The organism is Colwellia sp. D2M02 (assembly GCF_018860755.1).
Classification (GTDB): domain Bacteria; phylum Pseudomonadota; class Gammaproteobacteria; order Enterobacterales; family Alteromonadaceae; genus Colwellia; species Colwellia asteriadis.
On record NZ_JAHKPW010000010.1, the window covers coordinates 47,518 to 62,417 of the forward strand.

Sequence of the window (14,900 nt, forward strand, 5' to 3'; positions counted from 1 at the left end):
TTCGTTTTTTGTTTAATTAACTTTGCTTTGCTTAAGTTAACTTAGTTTGATTTAGCTTAGTTTAGTTAGGCTCATTCAAATTAACGCCTTTAAAAAAGCTTTAAAGTCTTCACCTAGTTCATCATGACGCAGCGCATACTCAACATTGGCCTTCATATAACCCAATTTAGAGCCACAATCGTGCGACTTACCAGTCATATGAAAAGCATCAACAGGCTCTAATGCCATTAAACTAGCAATAGCATCAGTTAACTGAATTTCATCCCCCGCACCAGGCCTTGTTTGCTCAAGTAGCCCCCAGATTTTCTCAGATAAAACATAACGCCCCACTACCGCTAAATTTGACGGAGCTTCATCAATACTCGGTTTTTCAATAACCGCCGTCATCGCTTTAGACTCGCCAGCTAACAGCATTGTTCCACCACAATCAGCAACACCATAATTACTAACATCTTCAATAGCAACAGGCTCAACCATAATTTGGCTTACACCTGTTTCATGATAACGACCTAGCATGGCAGACAGGTTTTCAGTCTTTAAATCACTACTAGCATCGTCTAAAATTACATCTGGAAGTACAACCACAAAAGGGTTATCGCCAATAATAGGGTAAGCTTTTAGTACTGCATGCCCCAACCCTTTAGCTTCACCCTGTCTGATATGCATAATAGTGACATCTTTAGGGCAAATGGCCTGAATTTCATCCAGTAATTGACGCTTTACACGCTTTTCTAAAGTTGTTTCTAACTCAAACGACTTATCAAAATGGTTTTCAATAGCATTTTTTGAGGAATGAGTGACTAAGACAATTTCTTTAATACCCGAAGCGACACACTCATCGACAATGTATTGAATCAAGGGCTTATCAACAATAGGCAGCATTTCTTTAGGAATAGCCTTAGTTGCAGGTAACATGCGGGTACCTAAACCTGCCACAGGGATTACTGCTTTAGTAATTTTTGTACCTTGCTGCTTGATTGATTTACTTACTGACTTAATGCTCATTATTATCCTTATTACTCAACTAGCTACTCTAACATTAATACTTAAGTGCTAGCTGTATATCAATTTAATCTTTACCAAATAAATCACGCGTGTAAACCTTACCCATAACATCTCTTAAATCATCAGCCATTCGGTTTGAGACAATCACTTCACTTAACGCTTTAAACTCAGCTAAACTTGCGATAACACGAGAATTAAAAAATTGCTCTTGCGCCAAGTCAGGTTCATATATGATAACTTCAATACCATGGGCTTTAATACGTTTCATTATGCCTTGAATTGATGATGCTCTAAAGTTGTCAGAGCCAGTTTTCATGATTAATCGGTATATACCGACAACTTTTGGCTTTTTCTTTAAAATAGAATCGGCAATAAAGTCTTTACGTGTAACATTGGCATCAACAATAGCACTAATTAAGTTGTTCGGTACATCTTGATAGTTTGCCAATAATTGTTTGGTATCTTTCGGTAGACAGTATCCGCCATAACCAAAAGATGGATTATTGTAGTGATTGCCAATACGTGGGTCTAACCCCACCCCTTTAATAATTTGCTTAGCATCTAAACCATGCGATTCAGCGTAGCTGTCTAATTCATTAAAATAAGAGACTCTCATTGCTAAATAGGTATTCGAGAACAGCTTAACCGCTTCTGCTTCGGTGGGATCTGTAAATAAAACCTCAATATCACTTTTGATTGCACCTTGCTTTAATAACTCGGCAAATTTATGTGCTCGAGGAGTCTCCCCTCCTTCATCACCAATAATAATGCGTGATGGATGTAAATTATCAAAAAGAGCATGCCCTTCTCGTAAAAACTCTGGAGAGAAGATTATATTATTACAATGATATTGTGCTTTTATTCGTTGCGTAAAACCCACAGGAACCGTAGATTTTATCACCATAACAGCATTCGGGTTTATCAACATAACGTCGTTAATTACCGACTCTACCGAGCTGGTATTAAAATAGTTAGTGTCTTCATCGTAATCTGTCGGCGTTGCGATAATCACAAAATCAGCATCACTATAAGCACTATTTTTATCTAGCGTTGCCGTAAAATTCAGCACTTTATTCTGCAAAAAATCATCTATTTCTGAGTCGCTAATAGGAGACTTTTTATCATTTAATAGCTTGATGCGAGCTTCGACTATATCTAGGGCAACTACCTCGTTATGCTGAGCTAGCAATAATGCATTTGATAAACCAACATATCCAGTGCCGACTATGGCTATTTTCATTTGTGCCTACTTAGAAGAATAAAGAAAACCAATCACAACTTACGATTAAACATTTATAAGATTAGTCGTCTTTAGTGCTATATAAAAAATCAGCAATACGCTGACAGGCTTTACCGTCGCCGTATGGGTTATGAGCAAAAGTCATTTTTTCATAAGCTTGGGCATCCGTTAGTAACTCTGTAACACTCGACACAATAACATCGACATCAGTGCCAACTAATTTCACAGTACCCGCTTCAACAGCTTCTGGTCGTTCGGTAGTATCACGCATCACCAACACGGGTTTACCGAGTGATGGAGCTTCCTCTTGTACCCCGCCAGAGTCAGTTAAAATAATGGTCGCTTTATCCATTAAATAAACAAAAGGTAAATAGTCTGCGGGTTCAATTAAGAAAACATTTCCTTTATTAGCCAGTAAACGATTTACCGGCTCTCTAACATTAGGGTTTAAATGCATAGGATAAACAAACTGCGCCTGTGGGAATTTATCGGCTAACTGTGAAATAGCCTGACAGATACGCTCAAAACCGCCACCAAAACTTTCTCTTCGGTGACCTGTAATTAAGACCATAGGCTTATCGTTATCGATAAAAGCAAACTTAGAAATCATTTGTTTTTCAATTTCAGAGTCTTCAGCTAACTTTGCTTTTACTTCAAGTAACGCATCAATCACAGTATTACCCGTTATGGTAATTTTATGCTGTGATACACCTTCATTAAGCAAATTCTGCTGAGAGGTTACGGTTGGCACAAAGTGCACTTCCGCTAAGGCACCTGTTAATTTGCGATTTCCTTCTTCTGGCCAAGGTGAATACAAATTACCTGTACGCAAGCCAGCTTCAACATGCCCAACTTTAATTTGTTGGTAGTATGCCGCTAAGGTACTAGAAAATGTTGTCGCGGTATCGCCATGAACCAATACATAATCTGGTTTAAATTCAGCTAGAACGGGCTTTAGGCCTTGTAATATGCCACAAGTAACATCAGTCAGGTCTTGGCCTGGCTTCATTAAATTCAAATCGTAATCTGGGGTTATCTCAAAAAGTTCTAGCACTTGATCAAGCATTTCTCGATGCTGGGCAGTAACACAAACTTTCGCATTAAAGCGCTCATCTTCTGCTAATTTTTGCACTAAAGGCGCCATTTTTATAGCCTCAGGGCGCGTACCAAATATAGATAATACTTTCATATGTTAACCTTTAAATAACCAAATAAAATAACTAAAAATTTTTTTATAGCGCGGTAGTCTTCTTAAATCACTCAATAAGCGAAAAAGCCATTCAAGCTTTATTTTCTGCCAAACAGAAGGCGCTCGTTTTAACTCGCCAGAAAGTACATCAAATGCTCCACCAACGCCAATAAAAATACCGTTAATACCTGACGCCTTTAATAAAGCGATAACTTCATCTTGTCTGGGCGCGCCCATGGCAATTGCAATAATGCTAGGATTAAGCGCCTTAATTTCTGTGGTTAGTGCTGAGATAGTTTTATCATCAAGAGAAAAGAAACCATCTCGATAACCACATACATGAGTTCCTTGCTCTGTAAGGTTTTCAGCTGTTTTAGTTACCGTGGTTAATTTAGCTCCCAGTAAATAAACACCTTTTTCACCTAACTTACTATCTCTAAGCAAAGCCTCAAAAACATCAATACCAGGGACTCGCTCACTCTGATAGCCAGCCCAAGATAGCGGTAATGCGACACCTATACCATCAGCAATTACTAAGTCTGCTTGATGAAAAATATTAGCAAAAACAGGATTATTAACCGCTTCGTAAATTATCTCAGGGTTAGCAGTAATAATATGGTAAGGCTTTTCAATGTGACAGTGTTGATGAATATGCTCTATTACCGCAGCTTTTGAGTCAAACGGAGTTACATTAAATGTTGTTAAGTCTTTCACTTAGATTTCCTAATACCTTTCTACTGACTAAAATATTGCTTCAATTGCATCATGCAAACGCTTGGCAACATGCGTCGATTTATATTGCTCAGCTGAGTTGATAGCACTTTGACTCAATACTAAGTAATCCTCAGGAGCAAGAGAGAAACAATGAGAAATACTACGATATAAATGCTCGGCACAACCATCCGTAAATAGAAAACCATTATTGTTATGAAATACCATATCGGTTAATGGCTCTATTTCACTGCAAATAACAGGCGTGCCACAACCTAGAGCTTCAACAGCAACTAAGCCAAAACTTTCACGTCGAGTAGGAAATAAAAAATAATCAAAGCTACGATATTTAGCGCCCAACTCTTTTTGGGATAATGGACCATAATAACTAACAACATCACCAAGGTTTAATTTCGACACCATATCAATAAACGCCGCCGTTTGAGCGCCTGCACCATAAACAGATAATGTCGCTTGGCTGTACTCTTTAGGGTTGTTTTTTTGCAAAAGTGAAAATGCTGTTAGCATTAACTCCCACCCCTTACCTTCATCAACACGCGATATATAACCAAAATGTAATCCAGTTTTAGCTTTAGTTAATTGTGTTGCATCTTTTGCATAAAAAATATCTTCTCGAAAACCTGCTGATTCAGAAATAATAATATGGCTTTCTTTAATAAAATTATGGCGAGCTAATAGTTGGCGCTTGAAGTATAACGATGGCACCACAACAGCTTCTGCATGTTTCAAAATATATGATGATGGCAGCCCCATAACTTTATGAATAAAACGAGTACCGACTAAATCATCGCCATGTATGTTAACTAAGTACTTTATTTTTTTAAACGGCAATACCGGCAATAAGCATAATGTTGAATACGTTAAATAGTGGATGTAAAAAAAATCATATTTATTACTTAATAAAGCACTCACTCCTGAGCTAACAAACTTGACATACGCAAGTAGCTTTTTCAAGGCAGAAACCCTAGCATCAATAACGATAGGCTCAGATAACTGATACCCCATAGCTTGCAATTGTTGATAACTTAAACCGACAAAACTACCAAAAGTAGGGTCTTTTTTTGACGGAAATAAATTAGAAATAAAACCAATTCTTTTCATTATAACTCTATTTTTTTCGTAAACGGGCAAGACGTTTTTCGGCTAACTGCGGAAATTGAGAAGCAATGAAATAACGTATAATTTGTTCTTTAATCGGCCAGTTAAATAAACATAAGAACTCATAAATACTTAGTCGTTTTTCTGCGTTATAGCATCTTAAAAAGTCGAAACACTTATTATTTTGTGCCGTCATTAAATGTTTATGTTTACTATAAAACTGTTCAAGCCCTTTAAGCCGATTACTTATATTACCTGTAATTCTCGGTTTATCGTGAGCAGTATGCACAATATAAGAAGCGCCAGCTATGCGTAATGCCGTACCATATTTAATAATAAGTCGCGTCCACATGTCCCAATCTTGACAAGACGTTAGATCTTCATCAAATAACCCAGCTTCAATAATACGTTCCCTACTCACTAAAGCCTGATTAGAGGTTTGGTTAAAGTTTAACTGAGCATGTAAATCTACGTCCATTGCGGTATCTATTTTAGCTTTACGGTAGGCGCCATAATCCCAAAAGTATCCCGTACAAACAAAAGCAAAACGTTCATCATAAGCAGCAACTAACTGTTTTATGCGCTGCGGTAAAAACTCATCATCATCATCAAGGCCAGTAACCAGCTCACCTTTCCCGTGCATAATCGCATAGTTTCGAGCTGCGCAAGCACCTTTATTTTCAGTAAAGCGATGATAAACAATATTATTATGCTTTGCTTGATACTCAGCAACAACCGCTTCAGTATCGTCAGTAGAGCCATTATCAACAATAAATATTTCAAGGTTGCTATAGCTTTGACTTAATACTGAGTTAAGCGCGCGTTTTAACATCTCTTGCCTATTCAATGTTGGGATCCAAACAGTAACCAAAGGTAAATTATGCATTTAATCTTTCCTTTGGCTTATTCTCAAGCAGTAATAAAGCATTTAATAATCCCAAACCAATTCCTAATGTCCCTGACATCCATACATGCCCACTAAATTGGGCTAAAAACAATAATAATAAGTTCACTAATAAAACACAGGGAGCAAACTGACTATTTGAATGTAAAAATAATTTTGCTGCGCTTTTAATAAAGTAAAATGACATACTTAAACAGACCAATAACCCAGTAAAACCGAACCAAACCAAAGCATCAACAATATCAACCTCTGCTGAATACTTTTTACCTATATGTTCAAAAACACCACCGCTACCTTGGCCAAAAACTTGTTGAAATAAAGTGCTTTGATCAATATAAATAGTGAGTAAGTCTAATGAAAACTGATCACGTCCTGACCAAATAACTCCAATCACACCTTTTTGCGATAACACCCACAACATTTTATCGTATAAACCTAAACCTTGAAGTAGGTCCACAATAAAGATAATTACCGCCCCTAACAAAATTAAAGCGGGTAATAATAGTTTTATTTTTAACCATGTAAGACGGAAAAAAAGGTTTCTCTCATTCACTAAAGGAATAAGAAAAACCAATAAGAATGCTGATAACATTGCTGTTTTAGTTGCTATTAATACCCCACATAATAACGATAAAATAGACATAGCAATATAATAACGACGGTATTTATTCCAGAACATATGCAGTGCAAACCCGAATAGAACAATGAGAATGGCGCCTAATTCATTAGCTGCGTATATATAACCGTTAGAGCCAACAGTTTCATCATTTGACAAAGTATAAGATGAGCGCCCAAATCCCATAGCACCTAACATTAGGTTAGCTATCAAAATAGAAAAATTTGACCATAAGCCAAAAACAATCCATTTTTTAGTAAACCTCGGCGCAACTGGATAAATAGCACTGAAATAAAAAAAGACTGCCAAAGGCATCAATATCTTGATGATATAACCAAAGTCAGAAACAAAATGCGGTATATTGGGTAAGCGAAATAACTCAGCCACTGGACTAACAAATAACAGTAGTATAGTGAACAGTATCACTAAAAAAGCATTGAATTGATAACGAGCCAACATTAAGAGTAATAAGACAAAAAGCACCATTTTATAAAGTAAAGATACTTTTAAATCAACTCCAAGCTGAATTACAAAAAATCCAGAAACAATATCAGCTAATAAATAAAAGCTAAACATCCAGACAATAATATGATGACAGAAAACTAGTCGCTCTTTAGTAGCATCGAATGGCTGTTGAACCGTAGCATCAAACATTAAAAACGCTCCGGGAAATCACTAAGGCGCTCATAGTAAGACAGCTTATAACTTTCAATATCCTTTAACACCTTTGCAGGGTTCCCAGCAGCGACGCTATTCTCAGGAATGTTTTTACTGACAACACTTCCAGCACCAATAACGACATTATCACCAATAGTTACACCGGGTAATATAATAGAGCCCCAACCAATAAAAACATTATCACCTATGTGGATTGGATCTCGATAGGAACGGCGAGCACCAGGTAAATAAGCGGGTTCAAAATTGACTAATTCGGGTAAAAAAATGGTTGGTGATGCATCATGCGCTAAAAGTGTAACTCCTGTTAAAGTGCAATTATTACCAATATAAAAACGATCACCTTTACTTGAGCCAGACAGTTTACATTCAATTAGCGTAGTTCCTTCGCCAATTTCAGCACCTTGCATACGATACTTTGCAAGACTGAACTCTGCATAATACCTAGCAATACGCTTATGAAAAAAGCGATTTAAGGTGATAAGCTGAAGTATTCTCCATAAATAAAAACGTAATTTTAAATAAAGCATTAGCTACGCTCACTTAATAAATCTTTGGCGAGTGCAGCCCAACTAAAGCGCTCTTGAGCTTTCTCTCGATTAAAATGGCTGATTATTGAGTACTCAGCCGCTGACATTTCTGCCACTTGCATAAAGGATTCAGCGAACGCCTCAACACTATGTTCGCGTGTAAATATGTTTTTATCATCATCAAGCACCTCATGGCTTGCCGTTACCACATTTTCAGAACAAGGAGCAGCAATAACCGGCAAACCACAAGCCATAGCTTCTAAAATGGTTTGTCCTAAAGCTTCATGAATTGATGACATTACAAACACATCAGCGGCGCGATAATATTTTTCAGGAGCCTGTTGGCGCCCTAAAAGTTTAACCTGCCCCTGACAACCTAATTCTATAATTAGCTGTTGAAATGTTTCTAATAATGGCCCATCACCAAGTAACCAAAGCTCCATATTTTTCTTTTTAGCACCGGCAATAGCTCTGATAGCGGTATCAAAACCTTTTACTTTCACCAAACGACCTACACATAAAAGTACCTGTCGTTGAGTTACTAAACCTAACTCTTGGCGAGCCAAGCCTTTCTCTTTCATTGTTAATGGGTAAAACCGTTCTAGAGATACGCCAGGTTTAGTAATATAAACATCTGCTCTTGAGGTTAGTTCAGCAACTTGCGAACGCATATTTTCACTAAAAACATACAGGGTTTTTGCTTGCTTAACCGCTTTAGCTTGTAAATATTTATGAAATGCAAAAGAAAGGTTGTTTCGTATCTTCGCAAGACCAGTCTGCCCTTGTTGCATACTAATTTTGGATTCATTTTTAACGATGCTTGGAATCAAATAAAGTACACCTTTACAGCCTGCAAGCCCTAATAACACTAAGTTAAAGTGATAGCGACAAACAACAGTCAATGGTTGGTAATCTTTTAATATTTTCTTATAAAGCTTAATTGCGTGATTAATATGCTTTAAAAAGCCTATTACACCTTTTTTAGTACATGCTCTATAACGAAATATTTCAATATCTTCATCAACTTCATATTCAGGTAGAATAATACCTGCATCATTGATATCACTGGTAACAATAATAGGAGAATAACCTAATGCTTTATATTCAACAGCCAAGTGATATAGCGAATTTTCAATACCGCCAACACTAGGTCGATACATATTGCTGGTAATCAATACATATTGATTACCAGAAGAATGATTAATTAACGCATGTTTCAAAAGTAAATTCCTATTGAACGTACAATAAAATGTATAGATGAACTAAGAAAAAAGCTAATAACAATTTTATGCTGAATAAGTAAAAGTAAATTAAGTCTCGATTATAACAATGAATTTTTCATATTGATATTAATAGTACAGAGCGATTGAGCTTTAAAGGGACTTCAAGTAAAATCTTTTGAAAGTGAGTTAATTCTCAACCTCAGAATTTATTTAACAAGCACTCCCCGCCTTAAGGAAACTTATATGAACATAATTATTACCGGAGGGGCAGGTTTTATTGGCTCTTCGGTTGTTAGACACCTAATAGATGCAACTAATGATAATGTTCTCAACATAGATAAACTAACTTATGCTGGTAACTTAGCCTCTTTAGCTGGTTATGAAGATAGTGCTCAATATCAGTTTGCTCAAATTGATATATGCGACCAAGCACAATTAACGAAAACACTGTTTGATTTCAAACCGGATGCTATTATGCATTTAGCAGCTGAGAGTCATGTTGATCGCTCGATAGATGGACCAGCCGCTTTTATGCAGACCAATATTATTGGTACATATAATTTACTAGAAGCTAGCAAAGCATATTGGTTAACACTAACTGCTAAGCAACAACAAAATTTTCGCTTTCATCATATTTCTACTGACGAAGTTTATGGTGACTTAGATAGCCCCGAAGATTTATTCACCGAAAAAACAAGTTATCAACCCAGCAGCCCTTATTCTGCGTCAAAAGCGGCTTCTGATCATTTAGTTCGAGCATGGCAGCGAACTTATGGCTTACCTACGATTATAACCAATTGTTCTAATAATTATGGTCCATACCACTTTCCTGAAAAGTTAATACCTTTAGTAATAATTAACGCCTTACATGGAAAACCATTACCTATATATGGCACAGGTCAGCAAATAAGAGACTGGCTTTATGTCGAAGATCATGCCCATGCACTAGTTACGGTTATGAAGCAAGGTAATATTGGCGAAACATATAATATTGGCGGCCATAATGAAAAAACCAACCTAGAAGTCGTCAATAGCATTTGTGATATTTTGAATATGGAGATTACTGAAAAGCCAAATGCAATTAAAGACTTCAAAAAATTAATAACGTATGTGGAGGACAGGCCAGGTCATGATTTACGCTACGCTATTGACGCAAGTAAAATACAAGTAAAACTGAACTGGGTGCCAAAAGAAACCTTCGAAACAGGTTTACGAAAAACAGTTTTATGGTATTTAGAAAACAGAAAATGGTGGCAAGACATTTTAGATGGCAGCTACCAAACTGAACGACTTGGATTACAGGGAACATAAAATGAAAGGTATTGTATTAGCAGGTGGCTCAGGAACACGTCTTTATCCTATCACTCAAGGAATATCTAAACAGTTATTACCGGTGTATGACAAACCGATGATTTATTACCCATTATCAGTACTAATGTTAGCGGGGATCAATGAAATACTGATTATTTCAACTCCTGAAGACATGGATGGATATAAACGGTTACTTAACGACGGCTCACAACTAGGTATAAACATTAGCTATGCTGAACAACCTAGTCCTGATGGCCTAGCACAAGCCTTCATTATCGGTGAAGAGTTCATTGGTGATGATAGTGTATGTTTAGTTCTTGGTGATAATATTTTTTACGGTCAAGGTTTTGTCGATAAGCTAAAATCAGCTGTAATACAACCTAGCGGTGCAACTGTTTTTGGTTATCAAGTTAAAGATCCTGAACGCTTTGGTGTGGTTGATTTTGACGAAAACTATACAGCCCTCTCCATTGAAGAAAAACCAATCACTCCTAAATCTAATTGGGCTATTACTGGTTTATATTTTTACGATAATAACGTAATAGAAATGGCAAAGAAGGTTAAGCCATCGTCCCGAGGTGAGTTAGAAATAACTTCCATCAACCAAATGTACTTGGAACAAGAAGAATTAAATGTACAAATATTGGGCCGAGGTTTTGCTTGGTTAGATACTGGCACACATGACTCTTTACTTGAAGCAGGTCAGTTTGTGCAAATAATCGAGCATAGACAAGGTTTGAAAATTGCTTGTTTGGAAGAAATTGCATTCAGAAATGGCTGGTTAAACGAGAGTGACTTACAAAAAATTGCCAAACCATTGGTAAAAAGTGGCTATGGCCAATATTTACTAGCACTAGTTGATAAGAAGTAGCTAGCGGCTCATAAGTACTGTTATAACCAATAAGCGCCTGAGAACATAGCTCAGTTGAGGAGCAAAAAAATAATCAAGATGGCATCTTAGCTATTAACTCTTTATATATTTTTATAATATTTTCAGTATTTTTCTGTTGACTTAAACGTGTAATTACAGCTAAACGGAATGCTTCATCCCCAGAGAAATTACTATCATACATTTTTTGAATACTTTTCATCAAAGCACTAATGTCGTGTTGAGGATAAATACATCGAGCTTGAGTGTCAGGCCCATCCACAACCTCAGGTAAGCCCCCACAATCTGAAACAATAACAGGTAAACCAATAGATACAGCTTCTAAAGCAGCGACACCAAAAGATTCAGCTTGTAAAGTAACAGGATCAGTAATTGAAGCCTGAATATATAAATCGTGGGCTCTCATCGTTTCAGCAACTTGCTGATGACTAAGACTAGCAATAAACTCAACCTTCTCTTGTAAGCCTAAACTATTTACTAACGTTAAAAGCTCAGGTTTTAATGGACCGTCGCCGACTAAAGTTAAAGTAGAGTGGATACCAGAAGTCGCTAACCATTGGCTAAAGGCATGTAATAAATTTTGATGCCCTTTGCAGCTAACTAAGCGACCAACCATAATTATTTTATAGGGAGCTTGTGTACCTTGTTGATAAAAGTCACACTTAGGGTTATCTGAAAAGTGAGGACTAAAACCGTTTGGCAATAGACGTAATTTATCACTCTTAATAAAAAGGTTTTCAATCGCTTTTTGTTTTAAAAAGTGAGTAGGAACTGTACTAAGTGTATTAATAGCATTAGAGAACTTTGACAGATCTCTCTGGTAAAAGCGCCTTTTAAGCGGCTCACTAGTAACATCAGATCCATAGTAAGCAATAACCACTGGGATCTTCAGTTTTAATTTATTCAAAATATGATAAATAGTTTTGATACCATTACCTGTGTGGCAATGTATTACATCAGGCTGCTCTTTTGCTAATACTTCTCGCCACTTATCATAATCAATAAAATAAGCCAGCTGCTGAAAGCGAAACGCAAGAATTCCAGTTATGCGTGGTGAAATAAACTGCTTAATAGGAATATGGTGAATATTATCAAAGGGGCGCGACTCTAAATTAGTTAAATATGAGGCAACAATAACATTATCAAACTCGGCATATTTTTGCACCGCACATATTTGATCATAAATAAACGTTTCCGTTTGCATCGAATAGTTTGGTGTGTAATGTAATATTTTCATTTAAGATGTCTTTAATGTACGTTTGATTAAAAATAATTTGATCCCAATAGTGCCAGCATACTGTATAGCTAAAGCGATAATCACGCCAAACAGGGCAATATACGCACTAAATACATAAGTGCATAATATAAAGGCAATATTCAAAAAAACAGTTAACCATAACTGCTCTCTAACAAAGCCTAAAGCAACAAATAATGGATGTATTCCCATAAAGCTTACCGTTAACGCCTGTATAATAAAAAACACGCCTAGCTGAATAACATAGTCGGACATATATTGCCCAAAAATAAGTGGCAACCAATAAACCGCACTTAAAGAGAGTACGATAGCAAAAGGTACTGCTACCGCCATAACAACTGAGGTCACTTTAAATATTAACCTACTTGCCTGTGCATATTGTTTGTCTGCCAGAAGTTTAGAAAACTCAGGGAATAAAACTTGCGCTACAGGTCCGGTAAACTTATCAATAATAGTACCTAACTGCCTAATAATTTTATAAACACCTGCAGCTTCAACCGTCAATAAAGCACCGACAAAAATAGTATCTAAAAATTTAACCGGTATGTCTGCAACGTTAGTAAAGTGGGTATATATATTAAATCGCACCACATCTTTCCAATTAAAATTCTTGGAAGTTATCCCCTTTAATGTAAAAGTTCCCACTTGATTTTTTAGTGAGTACAGTCCCAAAAAAATTAAAAGAATAGCCCCTAATGACATCGATAGCGTTAATAAGAATAAAATATCACTAATGGCTAACTTATAATATATTGTCGCCAAAGCCACAGCGAAATTTATCATTGCAGCAAAGACTACCTGTAATGCAACGGTTGAAAATTTTCCTGCTAAACGAAGTACCCCAATTCCCAGCCCTATTTGACTAAAAAAAATAACAAGACAAAAAAGCTGGAGTGGTTCAGCCAACGTAGCTGATAAATTAAAGTAGCTAATAAAGTAAGGGGATAAAAAATACGCAATAATTGCGCCTAAACAAGCATAAATAATGTCTTGTATAGCACAAACAAATACAACGGCTTGATAAAGCAAGTTATTCGAGTTTTTGTGTTCAGCGCCAAATTTAATTAACGCCTGCCACGATTGCGGATTAGCTAAAGCACAAAATACAAAGACGTAGCTCTGTAATAAGACCAACGTACCAAATTCAGCAGCACCTAAATAACGGGAATATAAAGCAGTCGAAGCAAAAGCAAGAATCGCCGCAATTAAATTGCCTGAGAGGGCATGTGCTATACCTCTAACAAGCCCTTGAACTTTCATTGTAAAAAACAATTAGCTACCTTCTACTGGTCTCATTGACGCATAAACAAATGAAAAAACCAGAGAAAATAAAGCACCAAAAAAAGTACCAACCACACACAATAAAGCACGTGATGGTGCCGACTTATCTTCAGGTACCACAATAGGCGCTAAAGTTTTAAACAAATACTCTTTCCTTACTTCTGCAAGTAAGTTTTGTTTAGTTTGCTCAGCAATAATCGTATAAAAAATAGTGCGCATTTCGGCATTAGTAGTACGCTCTATCTGTTTGTTCAAATAGTCAATGCTATCATCAGCCAGCTTCTTTTCTTGTGAGCGCCAATAGCTATTTAAATCAGCAATCAACCAACCCAACCATTTAGCCGACAACTCAGGGGAAAGGTAGGTTAATGAAATATTAACGACACCTTTTTTACGTAAATATTCAACACTAATTAAATTTTTCAGTGAATAATAACCTTCCCAGGGGGTTGGAATAACGGCTTTACTAGGAGGAGCGCCTCTAACCCATTTATTATTTGTACTATCATAAATGGTTTCATCATAAATAAAGGTCTTAGTGGTTTGATCCCAACTTTCCCCGGCAAGTAGCTCTGGTAATATTTTTCGCTTTTCGATAAAGGCTTGTAAGAAGCTTCTTGACTGAAGTAATTCAACGGCAACTTCTGTTTCATCAGTACTACCGCCACCTAAATTAATCCCTGCCATACTCGCTAAACCGCCAAACTGCCCTGCAAGTTGTGAAAGACCGCCACCCGATTGGTCTTTGGCTGGCACAAACATTCCTTTCGCGGTATAAACATTAGGCATGTTTTTAGCGTAATACACTGAGGCAGCGGCAAAGGCTAACGTAGTTAACAAAATGAACCACTTCATACGAAAAATAATGCGAAAGAGCTTTTTAAAACTCACTATATCGCTAGAAGTTTCCAATGCTGATAATTCATGCTTCATTTTTTACGTCGTCCTGTAA

14 protein-coding genes are annotated in these 14,900 nt (G+C 36.7%); 2 read left to right on the forward strand and 12 right to left on the reverse strand.

The features are described from left to right. Nucleotides 1-75: 75 nt before the first annotated feature. The 9 genes from galU to KO495_RS01120 all read right to left on the reverse strand — a co-directional run bounded on the left by galU (nucleotide 76) and on the right by KO495_RS01120 (nucleotide 9,209). Nucleotides 76-1,005, reverse strand: a complete 930-nt coding sequence (galU, locus tag KO495_RS01080) for a UTP--glucose-1-phosphate uridylyltransferase GalU (protein WP_215978550.1) — start codon at nucleotides 1,003-1,005, stop codon at nucleotides 76-78. A 64-nt stretch (nucleotides 1,006-1,069) separates the two neighbouring features. Then, nucleotides 1,070-2,245 (reverse strand): nucleotide sugar dehydrogenase, encoded by a 1,176-nt coding sequence (locus tag KO495_RS01085; protein WP_215978551.1) that lies wholly within the window; start codon nucleotides 2,243-2,245, stop codon nucleotides 1,070-1,072. A 61-nt stretch (nucleotides 2,246-2,306) separates the two neighbouring features. Continuing rightward, nucleotides 2,307-3,434 carry a UDP-N-acetylglucosamine 2-epimerase (non-hydrolyzing) gene (gene wecB / locus KO495_RS01090; RefSeq protein WP_215978552.1) on the reverse strand — a complete coding sequence of 376 codons (1,128 nt, stop codon included), beginning with the start codon at nucleotides 3,432-3,434 and terminating at the stop codon, nucleotides 2,307-2,309. Between the two features lie 3 nt (nucleotides 3,435-3,437). After that, nucleotides 3,438-4,148 carry a WecB/TagA/CpsF family glycosyltransferase gene (locus KO495_RS01095; RefSeq protein ID WP_215978553.1) on the reverse strand — a complete coding sequence of 237 codons (711 nt, stop codon included), beginning with the start codon at nucleotides 4,146-4,148 and terminating at the stop codon, nucleotides 3,438-3,440. Nucleotides 4,149-4,175: 27 nt separating this feature from the next. After that, nucleotides 4,176-5,267 (reverse strand): glycosyltransferase family 4 protein, encoded by a 1,092-nt coding sequence (locus tag KO495_RS01100; protein WP_215978554.1) that lies wholly within the window; start codon nucleotides 5,265-5,267, stop codon nucleotides 4,176-4,178. 7 nt (nucleotides 5,268-5,274) lie between these two features. After that, nucleotides 5,275-6,150 carry a glycosyltransferase gene (locus KO495_RS01105; protein ID WP_215978555.1) on the reverse strand — a complete coding sequence of 292 codons (876 nt, stop codon included), beginning with the start codon at nucleotides 6,148-6,150 and terminating at the stop codon, nucleotides 5,275-5,277. Continuing rightward, nucleotides 6,143-7,438, reverse strand: coding sequence for an O-antigen ligase family protein (locus tag KO495_RS01110; RefSeq protein ID WP_215978556.1), 1,296 nt, complete (start codon nucleotides 7,436-7,438; stop codon nucleotides 6,143-6,145). Before KO495_RS01110 ends, KO495_RS01105 begins: the two co-directional genes overlap by 8 nt. After that, nucleotides 7,438-7,989, reverse strand: a complete 552-nt coding sequence (locus KO495_RS17645; protein ID WP_215978557.1) for an acyltransferase — start codon at nucleotides 7,987-7,989, stop codon at nucleotides 7,438-7,440. The genes KO495_RS01110 and KO495_RS17645 overlap by 1 nt, the downstream gene beginning before the upstream one ends. After that, complete coding sequence (locus KO495_RS01120) at nucleotides 7,989-9,209, reverse strand: glycosyltransferase (protein WP_215978558.1); 1,221 nt, start codon at nucleotides 9,207-9,209, stop codon at nucleotides 7,989-7,991. The genes KO495_RS17645 and KO495_RS01120 overlap by 1 nt, the downstream gene beginning before the upstream one ends. A gap of 246 nt (nucleotides 9,210-9,455) precedes the next feature. Here KO495_RS01120 and rfbB point away from each other — a divergent pair, with 246 nt between their 5' ends. Together rfbB and rfbA are read left to right on the forward strand one after the other, a co-directional pair. Next, on the forward strand, nucleotides 9,456-10,523 hold the full coding sequence (gene rfbB, locus KO495_RS01125) for a dTDP-glucose 4,6-dehydratase (protein ID WP_215978559.1): 1,068 nt from the start codon (nucleotides 9,456-9,458) through the stop codon (nucleotides 10,521-10,523). Nucleotide 10,524: 1 nt separating this feature from the next. Continuing rightward, the gene (gene rfbA, locus KO495_RS01130; RefSeq protein ID WP_215978560.1) at nucleotides 10,525-11,394 is read left to right on the forward strand and encodes a glucose-1-phosphate thymidylyltransferase RfbA; all 870 of its coding nucleotides are present in this window, start codon (nucleotides 10,525-10,527) and stop codon (nucleotides 11,392-11,394) included. A 73-nt stretch (nucleotides 11,395-11,467) separates the two neighbouring features. On the opposite strand, the gene KO495_RS01135 is transcribed toward rfbA, so the two are convergent. From KO495_RS01135 to KO495_RS01145, 3 genes are read right to left on the reverse strand one after another with little or no spacing between them, the layout of a single operon-like run. After that, nucleotides 11,468-12,649: a glycosyltransferase gene (locus tag KO495_RS01135; protein WP_215978561.1), complete on the reverse strand. Its 1,182-nt coding sequence runs from the start codon at nucleotides 12,647-12,649 to the stop codon at nucleotides 11,468-11,470. Continuing rightward, a complete protein-coding gene (locus KO495_RS01140) occupies nucleotides 12,650-13,939 on the reverse strand; it encodes a lipopolysaccharide biosynthesis protein (RefSeq protein ID WP_215978562.1) in 1,290 nt (429 codons plus the stop codon). Continuing rightward, a complete protein-coding gene (locus tag KO495_RS01145) occupies nucleotides 13,940-14,881 on the reverse strand; it encodes a Wzz/FepE/Etk N-terminal domain-containing protein (protein WP_215978563.1) in 942 nt (313 codons plus the stop codon). Nucleotides 14,882-14,900 lie beyond the last annotated feature (19 nt).

Coding starts and splice junctions, on each gene's coding strand:
- galU (WP_215978550.1), bottom strand. CDS start 1,005: ATGAGCATTAAGTCAGTAAGTAAATCAATCAAGCAGCAAGGTACAAAA.
- KO495_RS01085 (WP_215978551.1), bottom strand. CDS start 2,245: ATGAAAATAGCCATAGTCGGCACTGGATATGTTGGTTTATCAAATGCA.
- wecB (WP_215978552.1), bottom strand. CDS start 3,434: ATGAAAGTATTATCTATATTTGGTACGCGCCCTGAGGCTATAAAAATG.
- KO495_RS01100 (WP_215978554.1), bottom strand. CDS start 5,267: ATGAAAAGAATTGGTTTTATTTCTAATTTATTTCCGTCAAAAAAAGAC.
- KO495_RS01105 (WP_215978555.1), bottom strand. CDS start 6,150: ATGCATAATTTACCTTTGGTTACTGTTTGGATCCCAACATTGAATAGG.
- KO495_RS01110 (WP_215978556.1), bottom strand. CDS start 7,438: ATGTTTGATGCTACGGTTCAACAGCCATTCGATGCTACTAAAGAGCGA.
- KO495_RS17645 (WP_215978557.1), bottom strand. CDS start 7,989: ATGCTTTATTTAAAATTACGTTTTTATTTATGGAGAATACTTCAGCTT.
- rfbB (WP_215978559.1), top strand. CDS start 9,456: ATGAACATAATTATTACCGGAGGGGCAGGTTTTATTGGCTCTTCGGTT.
- rfbA (WP_215978560.1), top strand. CDS start 10,525: ATGAAAGGTATTGTATTAGCAGGTGGCTCAGGAACACGTCTTTATCCT.
- KO495_RS01135 (WP_215978561.1), bottom strand. CDS start 12,649: ATGAAAATATTACATTACACACCAAACTATTCGATGCAAACGGAAACG.
- KO495_RS01145 (WP_215978563.1), bottom strand. CDS start 14,881: ATGAAGCATGAATTATCAGCATTGGAAACTTCTAGCGATATAGTGAGT.